The sequence below is a fragment of the Paraglaciecola arctica BSs20135 genome, from assembly GCF_000314995.1.
Taxonomy (GTDB): domain Bacteria; phylum Pseudomonadota; class Gammaproteobacteria; order Enterobacterales; family Alteromonadaceae; genus Paraglaciecola; species Paraglaciecola arctica.
The window spans coordinates 1-18,168 of the sequence record NZ_BAEO01000010.1; the positions used below are offsets into that span (position 1 = coordinate 1).

Here is an 18,168-nt window from a genome sequence, read left to right on the forward strand (position 1 = left end):
ACCACAACTGCCTTCTGGGGCATTTTGCATATAGCCAGATTCTAAAGACTGAACGTTAAACGGGTTAGTGTTAGCTTGAACACTAACCGAAGCAAGTGAGCCGATAACAACTGCACCAAGTGCTGTAGCGATTGCTGTTTTTTTAATTTGTTTCATATTGGGTATCCTCAAAAATTAGTAGTCAATAAAAAAGATTGTTAAACACTATAGTCTGGTTTCGAAACATTAGACCTAAGGGTAGTTATAATTATTTCAGTTTTTTTCTAAAACGAGTTAATTATCGACAAATTACCCATTTATTTAGTGAAACAAAACAAGGTGTGGATCAATCAGTGTATTAAGTTAAACAGCCTCTTCGTTCTCTTCACCAGTGCGAATACGAATAACCCGCTCTACGTCATAAACAAATATTTTCCCATCACCTATTTTTCCGGTTTTTGCGGTGTTCATAATAGCTTCGACACAGCGATCTACTTGTTCATTTGCTACTATCAATTCAACTTTAACTTTAGGTAAAAAATCAACATTATACTCAGCGCCACGATACAATTCAGTATGACCTTTTTGGCGACCAAAACCTTTTACTTCAGTGACAGTCATGCCACTAACACCAACATCTGACAATGCTTCGCGCACATCATCCATTTTAAATGGTTTAATTACCGCTTCTATTTTTTTCATTATATTCTCAATTAGTGTGGCTTGTTAATTCAAAGTCCCGAGTCATATATGGTGGGAATTGGGACTCGTTTATGTTGTGTTTTTACAAAAATAGCGACTAGTTTTTCAGCTATATCAGTTGCTACAACCTTACCTTCTAAAAAATCATCTATTTGGTCATAACTCATACCTAGTGCCTGTTCATCAGTTTTTTGTGGTGCAAGAGATTCTAGATCTGCTGTTGGCGCTTTGTAAATAATGTTGTGAGGTGCACCTAAAAATTCAGCGACCTGTCTTACTTGACGTTTGTTTAAACCAAATAGTGGCGCTAGATCACAGGCACCATCACCGTATTTTGTATAAAAACCAGTGATATTTTCGGCTGAATGATCTGTGCCTAAAACTAAAGCATCGAGTAAACCGGCAACTTGATACTGGATCACCATGCGAGTACGGGCTTTAACATTGCCTTTAACAAAGTCTTGCTTAGATTCGCTGTTAGGAAGCAAGCCAATATCATCAAGGGCTAAACGCGTTTGTTGATCAATCGCATCTGCACCGGGTTGTATATTCACTGCAAGATTTTGACTAGGCTGAATAAAATCAATTGAAGCTTGGGCGTCGGCTTCATCAGCTTGCACGTCATATGGCAATCTTACTGCGACAAATTGGTAACCTTTTTGTTGCTGCTGATTTAACTCATTTACTGCAAGTTGGGCTAAACGACCTAAAGTACAGGAATCGATTCCCCCACTTATACCCAAAACCAAGGTTTTACAGCCACTACTAATAAGCTGGGATTTGATAAAATTAACCCGCCGTTCAACCTCATAATTAACATCGATTTTAGGTAAAACCCGCATTTGTTCTATAACAGTACTCGTTTGCATTTTTTCCCTCAATATCTCATGCCACTCAAAAAAATTCAGCTAGGTCGGTTATTTCCGCCCTTAACACTATCATTGGTTTTAACCTGAAAGTCAGTTACAGCTTAATATTATCAACATGTGTATGTTAATCCTAACCTTTGATAATTATTTCATACCCTAAAAGTTCAGAAATAGTTTATCGTAAGTAATAACGATCACCTTAAGTCATTCCAATCTCAAAGGGCAATGACTTAAGGTGATTGTTCTAAATTACTGGAGTGCATAACGTGAAACAACAAAAAGGTGTAACACTGATAGAGTTAATGATCACTGTCTCCATTGTGGCAATAATACTGGCATTTGTTGGCCCAAGTATTCAAAGCATCTTAATAAAAAACCGAATTGTGGCTGAAATTAACGAAATTAGTTCGGTGATCCAATATGCCAGGCACCATGCAATAGACGAACAAGCCCAAGTTGTGGTCTGTCCATCAACTGATTACTCTGTATGTTCTGAAGACTGGAATGATCCGAAAATAGTATTTATTGATGATAACGATGACGAGATCCGCGACGTAGGAGAAGAGTTATTAGTCTCTGTCGGCGCGACGTCTAAATCTAGTTTGATGACAAACACTACCGATACCATTAAGTTTACTGGTACCGGTGAAGCCAATCAAGCCACTGAAATTTTACTTTGTCATAAAGACGGAGAAGCAAAATACGCCCGTTCATTGTCAGTTACCTTGCAAGGAAGAGTAAAAATGAGTACCGACAGTGACAAAAATGGCGTAAACGAAAATGCTGCTGGTAACGAGCTGTCCTGTTAATTATCACCGTTAATTAAATTAATAATAATATCATTTAACTATCCTTTAGCGATTTACTCTTGGCGGCTCGCATCAAACCAAGAGTCGTACCCAGCGGTTGCGAAATTTAAATTCAAATACCTATAAAAACCACCTAGTTGTCATATTAATTTCCTATTATTGTTCTACTATGCTCAGATCCCTTATCAATAAACACTAACGACTATTACGTCAGACTATAAAAGGAGTGAATATGCGGTTACTGCACACTATGCTGCGAGTCGGCAATCTGCAAACTTCAATTGATTTTTACACCAAACTTATGGGTATGAAGTTGCTTAGGCAAAGTGAAAATACAGAATACCAATATTCTTTGGCTTTTATAGGATATGGTGAAGAGTCCGATACAACTGTCTTAGAGCTAACCTATAACTGGGGTAAAGATAACTACGATATGGGTGAAGCCTTTGGTCATATTGCTATTGCAGTAGATGATATCTATGCCATATGCGAGTCTATTGAGCAAAAAGGTGGCGACGTATATCGTAAACCTGGCCCAGTAAAAGGCGGTAAATCGGTTATCGCTTTTGTGCGGGATCCAGACGGTTATGCAATCGAATTAATTGAACGTAAATAAAGTGAATATTATGAAATACTACCTTTTAGGAATACTAATTATGGTTTCTTCTTGTCAGGTGATCCCACCTAAACCTTTAGTGAATGCCGCTAAACCTTTGGTCATTGCACACCGAGGTGCGCCCGGCTATTTACCTGAACACACTCTTGAATCTGTTACTTTAGCCTATGCACAAGGCGCTGATTTTATTGAGCAAGATTTGGTAGTGACTAAGGATTCAAAATTAATAGTTTTACATGACATACATCTTGAAACTGTCACTAACGTCGAGCAAGTATTCCCAACTAGAAAACGCCAAGATGGCCGTTATTATGCGTTAGATTTCACCTTGGCTGAATTGAAGACTCTTATTGTTCATGAGCGCCAAGATGCAGAAGGCAAACAAGTTTTTCCAAATCGCTATCAAGGCAAAGGCGAGTTTCACATTGCGACTTTTGAAGATCAAATTGAATTGATCCAACAACTCAATCGTCAGTTCAACAAAAATACTGGCTTCTACCCTGAGATAAAATCCCCTGCTTGGCATAAAGAGCAAGGTGTAGATATTAGCCAACTGGTAATGGCTATGTTGCGAAAGCATGACTTAGATGATGGGAATAAAAACATTTATGTTCAGTGTTTTGATTTTGCTGAAACTCAGCGGTTACGCAATGACCTAGGCGCAAAAGTAAAACTAATACAACTCATTGCCGAAAATGATTGGTTAGAATCACCTAGCGATTATGAGGTATTAAAAACACCACAGGGATTAGCAGCAATAGCCAAAGTGGCTCAGGGCATCGGTCCTTGGTTACCTCAACTAGTCGATCTCAAAACAATGCAGCCCACTGGTTATGTGAAACAAGCACATATTGCAGGACTGCAAGTGCATCCTTATACGTTTCGTAAAGACGCATTACCAGACAATCTAGATACACAACAAACACTTCAATTATTATTTAATGATTTAAAAGTGGATGGTCTGTTCACTGATTTCACAGACACTGTGGTTAATTATTTACTAATTGATTAGTAAACAGTTGTAAACAATGATTAATCAAATACAAACCTAGAATAACTAAAATGCATGTATAAATAATTAATCTAAATTTTGTCACCTTTAAGGTATGTTAAAATATACATAGGTATGTATTATTAACATTAAATAACTATTGTTTAGGTAAGTAAAAAACACATATTCATATGCTCCTATATTGGTTTTTTTTAAATTCAAAAATCGAAATCAACCAATATTTTTTTAAGAAAAAAAATCTTTTATCAAAACAAATATTTTTGTGGGAAATACCATGAATCACATAAATTTTGGCTAAAACAATAATCAATAAAAATGTATTTTTATGTGGAAAATGAAAGCAAAACATCCCCTATGCCTAACTAATCTATTTAACTGACTATTTATATTTTTTCAGATTAAACCTTTGTTTTAACAGTTTTGTATATTGCAGCAACCAAATACTTTAGCTCAGGGTTTCAACGGTTCCACATAAAGTATTCAGCACATTTACCTTACCTTTATTTTACCTTTAATTCACAAAATGAGAATTTAAAACTCAGTGCCATATTTGTTATTTTTAGCCTTGATTGGAACAAATAACTTAGCTCAGTAATAAGTTATTTAACTAGATAATAATCCTATAGCCTAATGACAATAGTTTTGAGTTTATTAAGTAGATAATCATAGACAAAATACAATCTTTAAACTGCTTAAATTCATAAATACATCTACATAAAAAAACAATCAGTTATCACCGAATAATTTCTGTTAGTCACTCAAATCAATATTAGCTAGAACTAGACTTTAGTCTAAGAGACTACATAAATGGCTTTGTGTAACATTTAGCAAATCAGTCTTTGAGACTCTCAAATTAAAATAATGTTTTTAAACAGGAAATAATATGAAATCCCCAAATACAATTTTGTTATCTGCATTACTGCTAATAAGCTCAAGTGATGTATGTGCTGTGGGTGATGCGCACCACTTTCCTGGTATATTTATTGGCTATACAAATGCACAAGATGAAACCAACTTTACCTATGGGGTCGAATATGAATATAAATTCGACCAAACTTGGGGGCTAGGTGCAGTCTATGAAAAAACAGACAATGCACATCATGGTGATGGAGTAACAGTTACCTTAGCACAGTTTTTTTATCACCCATTAAGTAACGTCAGGATGGGAGTTGGCTTAGGTAAGGAAAAAATTGGAGGCGCTCACCCTCATTCACAAGACTTGTATCGTATTAGTGCGAACTACGATTTTCATGCTGGCGATTTTGGAATAGAGCCGACAGTGGCAATTGACTTTATAGATGGAGAGCAGGCCTATGTATTGGGAGTGGCTTTTAGTAGGCCATTCTAATTCTTTTACGTGACTAAATTTACCCATGAAATAACCAAATAAAACGTCTCCGATTATCGCATGGGATATAAAAATCTAGATATGTTACCCCCTATTAGATACAAGGATTCTGATATTTTTAAAGCGCATAGATAGCATTATTGATCTCGCGCTATTGCCTAGTCCTGCAATTGAGTTGAAGGAGCACTTTAATCGCAATAATAATTTTAACTTAAAGAAAGAGAAGAGCGAATGTTAAAGCGTTTAAAGATCAGTCAAAAAATTTACGTATTGGGCTTTATTCAACTCATACTAATGCTCATTATGGGGATAATCGCGTTAAGTCAAATGGCTAAGATTGGTGTCGAATTAGTTGATATTGCTGAAGAACACATTCCTCTCGGAGCTAAGGTAACCCATATTACTGAGTTGCAACTTGAACAAGCAATTTTGATTGAACGAACGTTATTCTATAAATCTCTCAATTCGCAAAATAGTAATGTTGACTCGGTAAAATTGATTAACCTCAATAAAAAGGTATCCGAACTGACACATACTATCGAAAAAGACATAATAAGCATCAAAACCTTTGTTAGCAAAGCTATTGAAATTGTTCATACTGAAGAAGTGAAAAATGAGTACCGCCACGTTTTGGTCGTATTAAACAACGTACAAGAGCGGTATAAAATATTAATCAATAAAATTGAAGGCTTTAACTTACTAAATAATGCTGACGAGCTTATTGAGCTTTCGTCCAAATTCGAGAAAATACAGAGTTCGTTACAACAAGAACTTATTGATTTATCAACAGAAATCCAAAAGTTCACGCTAAGTGCATCATTAAAAGCGGAACATGACGAACAGACTGGTATTATTTGGATATCCGTAGCTTTTATCATTTCACTAGCAGTAGGCTTGGTTTTGCCATTTGTTATTAGTCAATCTATCGTTAAACCGATCAATTTATTATCTTCTCGGTTGGCAGAAATTGCCAATGGTGATGGGGATCTAACAGTCAGATTAGATGAAAAATCCAAGGATGAAACAGGAGATGTTGCTCGGGCATTTAATCAATTTATTAGTGTATTGAGAACACTAATCAGCAATACCAATAATCAGGCTGATGAATTAGGAAAATCTGCTGAAGTAGCATTAGAGGCTATGCGCAGCACCGCTTCAAATGTTGACAATCAACGAACAGAAACGGAAATGGTTGCTACAGCGGTAAATGAAATGAGTACTGCCACACAGGAAGTAGCTCGAAATGCAGCCCATGCTGCAGACGTGACAGAGAATGTAAAAGACAAAGTATCTGAAGGTAAAAAAGATGCGATAGAAACTCAAACTATTATCAAACAATTGTCTGAAGAAGTAACCGAAGCATCACAGGTAATAGCAAGTTTAGTAGAGGAAACGAATAACATAGGCAATGTACTAGAATCGATTCAGGGTATTGCTGCACAGACTAACTTGTTGGCACTTAATGCCGCAATTGAGGCTGCCAGAGCAGGTGAAACAGGGCGTGGTTTCGCAGTGGTAGCTGACGAAGTGCGAACATTGGCGCAGCGTACCCAAACTTCTACTGTTGATATTCAAGACTTATTAGTGAGACTTAAAACAGAAGCAAACAACGCAGTAACCAGCATGTACAAAGGCACTGAAAGTGCTGATTTATGTATCGAGAAAAGTGCAAAAACCAGCCAGACATTTGAAGATGCTGCAAATTTTGTAGCACAAATTTCAGATTTAAATGCACAGATTGCCACTGCTGCTGAAGAACAATCGGTGGTGGCAGAGGAAATAAATAAGAACATTGTTAAGATTAGTGGACTCGCTGATATAACAGCCCAAGGAGCAAAGTCCACATCAGAAGCCAATTCAAAGATTGCTGAAAACGTAAATGATTTACATAACAACTTGAGTGTATTTAAAGTCTAATTTAAATTTAAATTACTAACCTGAACTCTGTTTTTGACACATCGCGTTCCTAAAAACAAATGCAAAAATAACACTCTGTGAGAAAATTGTAGTTGCATTGCGATGACAGTGAACACATCCAGTACTGGACGGTATGACTAATCCAGAGTTAAGGTTTACTAACGAATAACGTTGAATTGGCATAAGACAATATTGGAAGAAGAGCGCCACCTTTTCTAGTTCGATTGAATCACGTTCAACAACGAATATCTTCTGCATGAAATAGATTACTGCCTAAGGTCAAAGTCACCAATTAACATATTTTGTCCATTAATAATTACTTCAACCTTGTGTAACCCTGGATACAAAGTACGTGTGGTCATAGGTTTTAATGACACTTTTTTAGAAAACTTAAGCGACTCGTTAGGCTCTAGTTCAACAGCTTTAAGTTTGAATACTTTAGGATTAGCTTTGCCGTTGGCTTTAATAAAGTGAATCGAAAAATCGACCATTAATGCAGCCGTATTATGAGCTTGATTAACTAACTCAAAACTAATTTGAACGCTAGCTCCCATCTTGGCTTTTTCTGGTGTAATTGCCACATTTTGTATTTTAACATCGGCTTTGCTTCCATAACCCAACGCCTGTAGCGCACCTTGCTCACCACGTTTTATCGCACTACGTAACGCATGTTTTACTAGCCATTCTCTATTTTTAGACGCACCTTTTAACCATTTTGTCGCTATGTCAGCTAAAAGCTCTGGATGATCTTTACCAATATCATTAAGGTTGTTAGCGACTGAACGCCTTACGTACAACTCAGTATCGTCTTTCAGTAGCTCTAATAATTCAATAACAGGTGATGGGTCTTGAATAAACTCAGGTAATCGAGACGCCCATGGCAAACGAGGGCGAGTACCTTCAGATACCAATCGCCTAACATGTTCATTTGAATCGGTGGCCCATTTTGCTAACAGCGCTAAACACTTTTCAGGATAACGTTGAATGAAAGGCCTTATCGCAAATTCAGAGGTAAACCTTTGTGTTAATTGATAATGGGCTTGCATTGAAATATCAAAATTATCTAAACCATTGTCAGTAACATAGATGGTGTGGGGCATAAATATAAATGACGCTAGGCTATTGTTTTCGTCGTGCTCAACAGGCGGTTCCATAGACGCCAATAAAATCGTGACTGCTTTCTCAAAATCATCAGGAAGAAAAACCTTTAACGCTGCGGCAATTTTTCGCCCTCGATCCATCAGTTCAAGCTGGTCATAACCTTGCCGTACATGACTAACAAAACCTTGGGGATCAAATCTAGGATGCACTTCGAAAATCATCTTACTAATTTTTTCAGCGACCTCTATAGGGTATTTATTTTTAAGCGATTCTGCCAAGTTTTTACTCTCTAGTATTTTGTGTCAGCGAATTGAGCTCTCAAAAATAAGGGGCTACTTCTTTAAACCGATTGCCTTCTTTTAGCTGCAAGATACACAAACATTTTGCGCTCAAATCAATGACTTTTTTGAACAGATATCTAAATGGGTATTGGTTGATATTGCTGCTTAATCAAATCCGCACAACGCTCTGCAATCATAATAGTGGGAGCATTAGTATTGCCACCAACAAGTGTGGGCATAACTGAGGCATCAACGACTCTTAAGCCTTTAATACCTTTTACTTTAAGCTCTGGATCTACCACTGTCATTACATCGTCTATATTACCCATTTTACAGGTGCCTACTGGGTGATAAATGGTTTCGCCTTTTTTACGGATAAAAGCCAATATTTGTTCGTCGGTTTGTGCCTCTGGACCAGGGCCAATTTCCCAAGATTGGTATTTTTCAAAGGATGGTGCGGCTAAAATTTTTCTGGCGCGGCGTACTCCGTCAATCATCACTTTTTGATCGTCAGGATGTTCGAGATAATGAGGGTCAATCATCGCAAGATCCTGTGGATCCTTGGAACGTAATTTGATTTCACCTCGGCTTTTTGGATACAGACCACATACATGCACCCCATATCCATAACCAAAGGCTGTTGTACGACCATGGTTCAGCAAAATGGCTGGTAAAAAATGATATTGAATATCCGGAATATCACCGGCACTTTGGGTTTTATCAAAACCTCCAGCCTCAGCAACATTGCTGGTCAACAAACCTTTGCGATTAAACCAATAATTAAACGCCGCTTTCACATAACGAGGAATAAGCGCCAGTGAAATAGAATAACTTTCGCGACTTTTGCAGCGATGCTGGACTATGGCATCAAGGTGATCTTGTAGGTTTTGCCCTACTCCTGGTAAATCCGCAATTATTTCAATGCCTTTTTCTGCTAAATGCGCTTTTGGTCCTAGACCAGACAACATTAGAACTTGTGGTGAGTTGATTGCTCCCGCTGATAACAACACTTCTTTAGTGGCAGTTAGTTCAATAAACTCACCATTAAGTTGCAGTTTTACCCCTGTTGCCACTGAATCGTTAATTTGAATTTTCTCAACTAAGGCGTCAGTTATAACAGTTAAATTAGACCGTGTTAAAGCAGGCGTTAAATATCCTTTAGCTGTAGAACAACGCTGCCCATTTTCTTGGGTAACCTGATAAAAGCCTAATCCTTCTCGCTCCCTACTATTAAAATCAGTGACTTTAGCAAGACCAATGTCTTGTGCTGCATCAACGAAGGAGTTAGCAAGAGGATTGGTATGACGTAAGTCACTGACACTTAGGTACCCGTCTGCGCCGTGAAGTTCGCTTTCACCATGTTGTTGTTTCTCAGACTTCTTAAAATAAGGTAACACCGTTTGCCAATCCCATCCTTTGGCGCCCATTTCACTCCATAAATCATAATCTTCTGGCACACCGCGTATGTAACACATGGCATTGAGCGAACTTGAACCACCCAATACCTTGCCTCTTGGCCAAAAAAGCTTACGATCATTTAAATGAGATTGTGGCTCAGTATTGTATTCCCAACCTAAATTTGTCATACGGGAAAGAAAAGCCAGACCAAAAGGAATATGAATAAACGGGCTTTTATCTTTACCGCCAGCTTCAATTAAACACACACTAAACTGACTCTTTTCTGTTAGTCGCGCCGCTAAAGTAGCGCCAGCTGAACCGGCACCTATGATAATAAAGTCGAACTCTGTTTGAGAAAGTTTTTGCATTAATCGGCTACTTATTTGAAACTTAGAATAATGTGAATTGTTGCCTTTAGGGTACCGTTAAAACAGAGTTATCACCTGTCACAGCACCAACAACACTCATCTGATGTCATACCAGTTAGTGTATCAAAAAAGCTATCTTAGTGTTACTTTCCTGTAAACTTGAAGCTGTCCTAGCGGAATAACTTTATACAATAAAATTCAATTAGTTATAAAATATATATTGGGCAAAGCATTATCATTAATATCAATGGAGAAGCATTAGTTTGGATCCTCAATCTATCAAAACCTCATTTCGCTTACTCCTAGCTAAGTGTCTTATCCGTTTTAAACGACTGAAACACGTAGATTATTCAGTAGAGGATATCAGTCAGTTAATTGAGCCTCACTTACCTATTTCATTTCCTATTTCTGTGCCAAGAGGAGACGGACGTTTTACCCTTTCACAAGCCAAAATAACTATGCCTTATAATGGAAATTATATTCAAGCCGAGTTGTTAGGGGGCATTGAGGTCACCTATCTTGGTAACCCCATTTACCGCGCCCACGTTATTTTAGTGGTTCGAGCCAAACCACATTATGAGCACAACACAAAAAACGTATTGCTAACTGAAATAAGTATTACCGATATTCATATGTTAAACGATGAATATGCAATTTTAAAAGACACTTCCAACCTTATTAGTCTGTTTGTCCCTAGCCCAGTTTTGTCTATGGTAGCGGGAACCATGAAAACTGCCTTTAATATTATGACAGGCACTACAGCGTCCGAGGCCAACCGTTATTTGCAAGTGTATTTAAGTGGCAGCAAACAGAAGGTACTGGATTACCACAAACCACAAATAGAAAACATCATTATTGAATTGGCCGCCAGTGAAGATATGCAATACAGTTTGGATAAAACCAACTTTGAAGAGGGTTTATTTATCCAATATGGCAAAAAGGTAGTAGTTGAAGAGGGTCATTTGAGATTTAAGTTCTAAACAATCCACTCATTAGTAGAGTGACAAAAGTCTTTATATTAAAAAATAGGGTTCAACCACCACGACTCCACAAGTTTTGATTACCTTCGACACAAAAATAGTTGTATGGCTCCCAGTAATAGGGAATAAATGCGGCACTCTCTTCAACTTTGAAGTCGTAGGTTAACTTTTCCATAATTTCAGCTAAACGTTTTGGATCAATTTTCACTAGTTTTTTGCGAGCAACTGGAAAATGTAGATTGATACTTTTTTCCACAACCTTAGTTTTTCCATAAGATAAAAATATCAAGTTTTTTGTAACAGGCCGGCAGATTGGCTCTTCTTCTGAGTTGGGGTTTAAACCCGTCACAATAGCATATTCATATAGTTCTAATTCGTTCCCTCGCATGTCTTTGGGTATGTAGACGATGCCATAACCCAAAGGGAAGTGCCCCACTATACTCACAAATGCTTTAGCTATTGGTTCGCTGATAATTTTTTTGATAGCTAATTGTTCTATCAATACCGAAGCCGTTGGCAAGCTCTTTCGCTGATATTCCCGTTTGGTCGAAAAAATAACAGATGCATATATTTGCGGTATTTTGATTATCTCGCTAGTTCCGAGTTTTGAAGAGTTGGCATCTAAAACTAAGCTCAGCTGAAATTTAAGTCTTTGCTGTTCAGCCACGTCAAAAGCGTACTCTTCTTCTGCGGTTTCAGCACTGGCTTGCTGACAACCTAAACCATTTTGCAAATAATCAATTGTATACTCATAATTCAATCGCAACATTTTTTCACGTTCATCTTTTTCCAGTAAGCGAAACCTGTCTTTCTCGCCATCTTTACCTTCTAAAAGTTCAATTAAATCTGGGTGTTGAAGACCTACATCCTGAAAAACGGCTGCGAGCATGATGGGTAAAATAACGGCTTGTGTATAACAAATATAATCACTAGCTTCAGGCTCATAACGTTTGTTAGGATCATAGTTTCTCATCATGTAGGTGTTTTTTACCATACCATCAAGAACAAGTTTATCTAGAACTCGCAAACTTAAAACGGCTTTATAAGCGGGCTTTAATTTATGGTGTAGTTCAGCTAGTTTTTTACCTTTACCTGGTGAAAACAGTACTAATGTAGTTAAAAATTTGGCGCTTTTTAGCTGTGTTTCTTCAAAATCATCACCTTCACTCAAAGACAATAAATTAAGGCACATATCAACGGCGTCATTAAGTCTGGTTAGCCTAGTGTTTTTTTGGATACGTAATTCGTGGTTATACTTCTTTTTCAGTTGCACGATAGACTCTTTTAGCTGCAAGGCTTTTTTACCTGATTGCGCCTTCATAGCTGAAGTAACCTGCTGAATTTCGGTTTTTATAAACGCTAATTTCTGCTTGTTTGCAGGCTCTTCTTCAAAATAGTTTGCAGCTTGTTGATAAAGAGAAGGTTTTCCGTCTTCATTACCACTTATTGCATTAACCATTCTGTCTACTGAAATGGTATAACTGGAATTGTTGTTTTTATCGAGCATATTTATTCGCTAAGTAATGCATAACGCATTCATCTATTTGAATCAATTGTTGAAAGGTTCATCATCAACATTTGCGACGGATCCATCATTAATTTCTTCACCAATATCTTTAATATTCAGACTTGGGTCATCGATACACTTTTCCAGCATATCAAACGCCTCGTCACAGTAACGTGCCAGTGGTTCTAGGCTATCAATATTATTATTACAGCAAACTAGACCGATATTAGCCTGACCTCTATAGGTCATCATAGTAATATTCACCCCACCACCAGGCGTAATAGTTGAAATAGGATAACTAGCAAGCAACTGACTGTCTTTGAAGAACATTATATCAGAAGGACCAGGCATATTAGATATCAAAATATTGGCTATGGGTTTAACCCAGTTAGACAGGCCTAACATTTCAAACATGATGGCATAAGTCTGGATCAATAAGGTGTAATAACTAAATGATGCAGGATGGGAAGACGCTGCAGCTTTTTTAACTATTCGATGGTTTTCAATTATTTCTCTGAGTCTAAGATAAGGATCAGTATGCCCATGGGCCAACTGCACAGGTACTATAGCAATTTTATTACCATAGGTTGTCTCACCAGGTTTACGAAGATTAATAGGCATATTGGTGTACAAGGCTTTTTTAAATGTTTGCCCAGAATCAGCAAGTTGTCTATGTACGGCGATATCAAACACACATAACATTATTTCATTGGCTGATGCTCTTAAACGTTTGCTTAGCGCTTTTACACGTTTAAAATCAATATCCAAAGTAGCTACCGCGCGGCCTTTTTTCACCTGCCCTGTGAGCACGGTTTTAGTGCCAGTAAAAGGCAACGGCATATAGTTTTGATTGATCCTAAGTAGCTTAAGCAATAACCTAAACCAGATCCAAATAGAGTCTTTAATGGCGATGAACAGACCCCATAGGCCGCCAAAGACTGCTTTAAACCAATGTGCTTTGTGCCGTTTTTTTTGGGTTCTGTCCATAGACCAAACAGGAACAAAACCTTCAGTGCTGGGGCTTGGGCTATAAGCTGCCTGAAACCAACGAATGAGAGTGCTACCGTCTCCACACATATGGTGGATTTTGATATATAAAGCAAATTGTTCGCTATTGTTATCTTTAATTATATGGTATTGCCAAAGCGGCTTATCTCTATCTAGCCAAGGTTCGTGCAAACTTGCAACAAACTTATGTAAAGCTGGCTTATCGTTTAAATCAGCTATTGTATGCAGTTGCAAATGGTATGACATATCTAACTGTTCAATGGGTACAAACTTAATCGGGTAACCCAGAAAAGTGCTAACTCGGCAGTTAAAGGGTGCGCTAGCTTGATCAAAAGTACCCATTTCAGCAAACAACTTATCAACATAGTCGGCTGCAGCGTCAACTGGTATTTTCAACAGCTGTAAAGTGGCGACATGTTTAGGGTTATCCTCAGACTCGGTGATCCAAAAAGTCTTATCAAGAAAAGTTAGCTTTTTACTCAAAACATTATCCTTTTACATAGAGAAATAACCCACGTTGGATTGTTACTCATCATGAGAAAATCCCCGATTAACAATGGCTTCTTGCAAATGATGTAACTCACCCGGTTCAATGTTGATATAAGGCAACAACGCAAACAAAATAGCAGACAGACTTTTGTATAAATACTCATCATCATTAATATCATTGCCTTTCAAAGCATAATAATTGCCAGCCTGACTAAAGACTAAGCCAATGATCTCAACCATTTGATTACACTGTGCAGCAGAAGCAGTAATGGTACTTTGGGTCACAAATTTTGCCAAAAGCTCAGTAACACAGCGTTCTTGAGCGGCCATCAATTTGATAAAACCTTTGGCCACACTTGGATATTTGTCGGTCAAGTCGGTAGGATTTCGATACAAAAATCGAAATAAATGATTTTTTTCAATAATTAGGTAAAGATAATAAAAAAAATCTTCAATGTTAAGAGAAGTATCTGATTGTTTACTTGGTGCATCAAGAATGGCGCGTAATTGCTCTTGATAGAGATCGAACAGTGCCGCAACTATGACTTCTTTGCCTTTAAAATGATAATACAAATTGCCAGGACTGATATCTAGTTCCATTGCAATCTCGACACTGCTAACGTTGTTTTCCCCTTGTTGATTAAAAATATCAAGGGCAGTTATCAATATACGTTGAGCCGTTTTCATTTTATTATCACCAAAATACTATGGAGCATAGTTGTATCATTCCACACTGCAAGCATGATGTGCAAGTGTTTGAAAATAAAGCTTTTGCATCTTTAAAATAGTGACAAGATTAAAGCATCAAAGAGGTAAAAAATGATCAGAGTATTGTTCAACAAAAAAGGCGGCGTAGGTAAGTCAAGTTTAGCAGTAAATTTAGCGGCAATTTCTGCTAGTCAAGGATACCGAACCTTACTTATTGATTTAGATACCCAGTGTAATAGTACAGCCTATTTGAATGTCACTGATCTGCCCAAAGACAGCAGCATAGCGGATTTATTTGAACAAACCATTACCTTTCATCTGCATCGTCGCCCTGCTAGTGATTTTTGTCATGCAACCCAAGTTGAAAATCTCGATATTATTGCAGGCTCAGAGCGTTTAACAGAACTGGAAAGTGAGTTAGATAGCCGGCATAAAATCTATAAGCTGCGAGAAGCCTTAGAGTCACTAAAAGATACCTATCAGCACATATTTATCGATACCGCACCGGCACTTAACTTTTACAGTATGTCGGCGCTAATTGCGGCACAAAGATGTTTAATACCAATAGATTGCGACGACTTTGCAAGGCAAGGGTTATATAGCCTGCAACAAAAAATTGCGGAGATAAAAGAAGATCATAATGAAAGCTTGGAAATTGAAGGGATCATTGCCAACCAATATATGACAAACGCCAACTTACCCAAACAAATCGTCAATGAATTGATAGCCGAAGGGTTTCCAGTGTTATCAGAATATATTGGTCAGTCAGTTAAGATGCGCGAGTCACACCAAGCTAAAAAGCCACTGATATTGCTTGCGCCAAAACATAAACTAACGCAATCCTTGATAGCTATATTTGAATTGTTAGATAAAAACTAGCTTAGTTTTAGGAGTTACCTACCTAAACCTTTATAAACCTAACATCCTATACAGATGCTTGAAATTAATTTAGATAGAGGGGGAATAGTGGCAAAGAGTCAAAAGCCTGTTTTTCATGTTGAATAATCACGCGAGCATTTTCTGCCTTAGCGAAGGCCTCAAAGTTTTTTCTAGACCTTTGCGTGACTTTTTTATCTGTATTATATATCAACATGGTGTTTAGCTGTCGGCCCCTAGCATGAATATACAAATCACCTGTCAGTAATAAATTACCGGATTTCTCTAAGCGAACAAACAAAACAGAACTACCAGGGGTATGTCCAGGCATCGACTTAATTATTACTTTTCCATCCTTAAATACATCGTGTTCTTCAGTAAAAAAAACTGTCGGTGACTGTTCCAGCGCCGAATAGCCGCTTCCAAACATGGCCAGAGTATCTTTCCTAAACATATATTGATGTTCAAGTTTATTTACTATAAAGGTGGCGTCTGAAAATTTATTGGCGTTTCCTGAATGGTCTGGGTGAACATGAGACAAAGATAAAAACTCAATATCATGTGCGGCTAATCCTAAGCTTTCTAATTGTGTACTTAACTTAGTTTTCAAAGAAGATCGCCAAACTCCCTCAGTCCCCTTGTCTGGAGTATCAGCTAGGCTATCCTCATGTCCTGTATCCCACAATAAATCGCCTTTTGGGTGACGTATTAAAAAGCATGGATTTACCAGACTAATCTGTTGCCCATCGTATTCACCGTTTTCAGATAACTCAGCCATATCTGATACATCAATACTGCCACAATCTAATACATAAAGTTTAATGCCGTTAATTTCTGCGAAGCTAAAATTGGGCATAATAATAGCGAGTAAAAATATGGATATTACAGATAATATTTTCAAAATATTCCTTAACTAAATAAGGCATTGTGCCTTTAAATAAACACTAAATACAACTGCATAAAACCAGCACCCATGCCTAAAAGTGCGCCTGTAACAATCAACTTCCATTCGTCGGCTTCATAGGCTGGCCGCAATACACCTTCAAATTCTTCAGGTGATAAGGCTTGCATACGTTCACACAAATCATCGCCTATTCTCAGCGCTTTATTGGTGTATTCGTAGGCATAAGATAAGTATTTTTCTGAGTCTGCAAAAATTCGCTGGGTCGCTAATTCTTTCATTTTATAATAGGAGTCTGAACCTATTCCTAAGGCAAAATAGGGCTGTGTAATGGCGACATATCGTTCAATTGCGTCGTTTACATGTAATTCAATTAATTCCAACAATTGCCCAGAGCCAGAACCATGAACTGCAATTTCCATAATATTTTTAGACGTCATCAACTTAGACTCAATAATATCCGCATACACTCGGGACACTTCTTTCTGGCGCTTTAAAAACATGCCTTGAATAGTAAAACCCATAAATTTTATTGGGTGTTTAGGTTCAAAAATGATCTTTAAGGCAATCCAGTTTGTGGCATAACCTACTATCAAACCACCAACTGGTAATACCCACCAATTCGGATAAAACATCCAAACCAACATAGTGGGTAAGCCGAACAAAAAACCAAAATAAAAGCCTGACTTTTCAATAAAAGGAAATTCTTTTTCTCCAGATTTTAAGAAGATCTCATTAATAAGTTCAGGTGCATTAACTAGCTGCCCAACCACCAGTTCTTTGATATCCACTATTTCTTCAATGTTATACTTAAAATCGTCCACCATCTTAGCCACAACATTGGGAATATCAGCTTCTACCCTCGCATAAACCAGGTTTTTGCCGTGCACCGGCAAAGATGCCCACAACTGCGGTGCCGACTCTTTCATCACATCGTTGATAATGGTCCGAATAGTTTGTTTGAGGCGTCGCTGAATGGCTTTGGTGAGTTCAATAGGGTCAATTCGGTCGGCTAACTCTTTGACACTGAGTAATTTACCCAATACCAGTTCAACTTCAATCTCTGCCATTTCTCGGCGTTTGGCAGGTATTAAACCTTGCCAACCCAAATAAGGTTTAAAGCCAATAAATTCGATGGGATAAAACATCATTTTGACAGCTAAAAAATTAGTAGACCAACCAACTATTGCACTAATAATAGGGATAGATAACAAAGGAATATGAGTGATAAGTTGATCAAATAATTGCATAAAAAGCAGTGGCGCCTAGTCAATATTGTTTTTGAGTCGATATAAAAAC

Annotated in this window: 16 protein-coding genes; 7 read left to right on the forward strand and 9 right to left on the reverse strand. The window is 37.6% G+C overall.

Annotated elements, in window-relative coordinates:
• Positions 1 to 342: 342 nt before the first annotated feature.
• Both glnB and nadE read right to left on the reverse strand, forming a co-directional pair.
• A complete protein-coding gene (gene glnB, locus GARC_RS03440; RefSeq protein ID WP_007616758.1) occupies positions 343 to 681 on the reverse strand; it encodes a nitrogen regulatory protein P-II in 339 nt (112 codons plus the stop codon).
• A gap of 29 nt (positions 682 to 710) precedes the next feature.
• Positions 711 to 1,550, reverse strand: a complete 840-nt coding sequence (gene nadE, locus GARC_RS03445) for an ammonia-dependent NAD(+) synthetase (RefSeq protein ID WP_007616760.1) — start codon at positions 1,548 to 1,550, stop codon at positions 711 to 713.
• A 266-nt stretch (positions 1,551 to 1,816) separates the two neighbouring features.
• On the opposite strand from nadE, the gene GARC_RS03450 reads away from it, so the two are divergent.
• The 5 genes from GARC_RS03450 to GARC_RS03475 all read left to right on the forward strand — a co-directional run bounded on the left by GARC_RS03450 (position 1,817) and on the right by GARC_RS03475 (position 7,252).
• Positions 1,817 to 2,359, forward strand: a complete 543-nt coding sequence (locus tag GARC_RS03450) for a GspH/FimT family pseudopilin (RefSeq protein WP_007616762.1) — start codon at positions 1,817 to 1,819, stop codon at positions 2,357 to 2,359.
• A 232-nt stretch (positions 2,360 to 2,591) separates the two neighbouring features.
• Positions 2,592 to 2,975 (forward strand): lactoylglutathione lyase, encoded by a 384-nt coding sequence (gloA, locus tag GARC_RS03455; RefSeq protein ID WP_007616764.1) that lies wholly within the window; start codon positions 2,592 to 2,594, stop codon positions 2,973 to 2,975.
• A 40-nt stretch (positions 2,976 to 3,015) separates the two neighbouring features.
• Positions 3,016 to 3,987: a glycerophosphodiester phosphodiesterase gene (glpQ, locus tag GARC_RS03460; RefSeq protein ID WP_007616766.1), complete on the forward strand. Its 972-nt coding sequence runs from the start codon at positions 3,016 to 3,018 to the stop codon at positions 3,985 to 3,987.
• Positions 3,988 to 4,870: 883 nt separating this feature from the next.
• Positions 4,871 to 5,335 (forward strand): hypothetical protein, encoded by a 465-nt coding sequence (locus GARC_RS03470; RefSeq protein WP_007616770.1) that lies wholly within the window; start codon positions 4,871 to 4,873, stop codon positions 5,333 to 5,335.
• A 231-nt stretch (positions 5,336 to 5,566) separates the two neighbouring features.
• Complete coding sequence (locus GARC_RS03475) at positions 5,567 to 7,252, forward strand: methyl-accepting chemotaxis protein (protein WP_007616773.1); 1,686 nt, start codon at positions 5,567 to 5,569, stop codon at positions 7,250 to 7,252.
• A 266-nt stretch (positions 7,253 to 7,518) separates the two neighbouring features.
• On the opposite strand, the gene GARC_RS03480 is transcribed toward GARC_RS03475, so the two are convergent.
• Positions 7,519 to 8,631, reverse strand: a complete 1,113-nt coding sequence (locus tag GARC_RS03480; RefSeq protein ID WP_007616778.1) for a DNA alkylation repair protein — start codon at positions 8,629 to 8,631, stop codon at positions 7,519 to 7,521.
• Between the two features lie 140 nt (positions 8,632 to 8,771).
• Positions 8,772 to 10,400, reverse strand: coding sequence for a GMC family oxidoreductase (locus tag GARC_RS03485; protein ID WP_007616780.1), 1,629 nt, complete (start codon positions 10,398 to 10,400; stop codon positions 8,772 to 8,774).
• A gap of 263 nt (positions 10,401 to 10,663) precedes the next feature.
• Here GARC_RS03485 and GARC_RS03490 point away from each other — a divergent pair, with 263 nt between their 5' ends.
• Entirely contained in the window at positions 10,664 to 11,380 is a 717-nt protein-coding gene (locus GARC_RS03490; RefSeq protein ID WP_007616782.1) for a hypothetical protein, read from the forward strand.
• A 52-nt stretch (positions 11,381 to 11,432) separates the two neighbouring features.
• Here GARC_RS03490 and GARC_RS03495 read toward each other — a convergent pair whose 3' ends face one another.
• The 3 genes from GARC_RS03495 to GARC_RS03505 are packed head-to-tail and all read right to left on the reverse strand — an operon-like array spanning position 11,433 to position 15,071.
• Positions 11,433 to 12,887, reverse strand: coding sequence for a hypothetical protein (locus GARC_RS03495; RefSeq protein WP_007616784.1), 1,455 nt, complete (start codon positions 12,885 to 12,887; stop codon positions 11,433 to 11,435).
• A gap of 42 nt (positions 12,888 to 12,929) precedes the next feature.
• On the reverse strand, positions 12,930 to 14,378 hold the full coding sequence (locus GARC_RS03500) for a wax ester/triacylglycerol synthase domain-containing protein (RefSeq protein WP_007616786.1): 1,449 nt from the start codon (positions 14,376 to 14,378) through the stop codon (positions 12,930 to 12,932).
• Between the two features lie 42 nt (positions 14,379 to 14,420).
• Positions 14,421 to 15,071 (reverse strand): TetR/AcrR family transcriptional regulator, encoded by a 651-nt coding sequence (locus tag GARC_RS03505; protein WP_007616787.1) that lies wholly within the window; start codon positions 15,069 to 15,071, stop codon positions 14,421 to 14,423.
• Positions 15,072 to 15,203: 132 nt separating this feature from the next.
• Here GARC_RS03505 and GARC_RS03510 point away from each other — a divergent pair, with 132 nt between their 5' ends.
• Entirely contained in the window at positions 15,204 to 15,971 is a 768-nt protein-coding gene (locus tag GARC_RS03510) for a ParA family protein (protein ID WP_007616789.1), read from the forward strand.
• A 64-nt stretch (positions 15,972 to 16,035) separates the two neighbouring features.
• On the opposite strand, the gene GARC_RS03515 is transcribed toward GARC_RS03510, so the two are convergent.
• Together GARC_RS03515 and GARC_RS03520 are read right to left on the reverse strand one after the other, a co-directional pair.
• Entirely contained in the window at positions 16,036 to 16,869 is an 834-nt protein-coding gene (locus GARC_RS03515) for an N-acyl homoserine lactonase family protein (protein WP_007616792.1), read from the reverse strand.
• 32 nt (positions 16,870 to 16,901) lie between these two features.
• Positions 16,902 to 18,119 (reverse strand): DUF445 domain-containing protein, encoded by a 1,218-nt coding sequence (locus GARC_RS03520; protein WP_007616793.1) that lies wholly within the window; start codon positions 18,117 to 18,119, stop codon positions 16,902 to 16,904.
• Positions 18,120 to 18,168 lie beyond the last annotated feature (49 nt).

Coding starts and splice junctions, on each gene's coding strand:
- nadE (WP_007616760.1), bottom strand. CDS start 1,550: ATGCAAACGAGTACTGTTATAGAACAAATGCGGGTTTTACCTAAAATC.
- glpQ (WP_007616766.1), top strand. CDS start 3,016: ATGGTTTCTTCTTGTCAGGTGATCCCACCTAAACCTTTAGTGAATGCC.
- GARC_RS03520 (WP_007616793.1), bottom strand. CDS start 18,119: ATGCAATTATTTGATCAACTTATCACTCATATTCCTTTGTTATCTATC.
- gloA (WP_007616764.1), top strand. CDS start 2,592: ATGCGGTTACTGCACACTATGCTGCGAGTCGGCAATCTGCAAACTTCA.
- GARC_RS03475 (WP_007616773.1), top strand. CDS start 5,567: ATGTTAAAGCGTTTAAAGATCAGTCAAAAAATTTACGTATTGGGCTTT.
- GARC_RS03470 (WP_007616770.1), top strand. CDS start 4,871: ATGAAATCCCCAAATACAATTTTGTTATCTGCATTACTGCTAATAAGC.
- GARC_RS03510 (WP_007616789.1), top strand. CDS start 15,204: ATGATCAGAGTATTGTTCAACAAAAAAGGCGGCGTAGGTAAGTCAAGT.
- glnB (WP_007616758.1), bottom strand. CDS start 681: ATGAAAAAAATAGAAGCGGTAATTAAACCATTTAAAATGGATGATGTG.
- GARC_RS03485 (WP_007616780.1), bottom strand. CDS start 10,400: ATGCAAAAACTTTCTCAAACAGAGTTCGACTTTATTATCATAGGTGCC.
- GARC_RS03495 (WP_007616784.1), bottom strand. CDS start 12,887: ATGCTCGATAAAAACAACAATTCCAGTTATACCATTTCAGTAGACAGA.
- GARC_RS03505 (WP_007616787.1), bottom strand. CDS start 15,071: ATGAAAACGGCTCAACGTATATTGATAACTGCCCTTGATATTTTTAAT.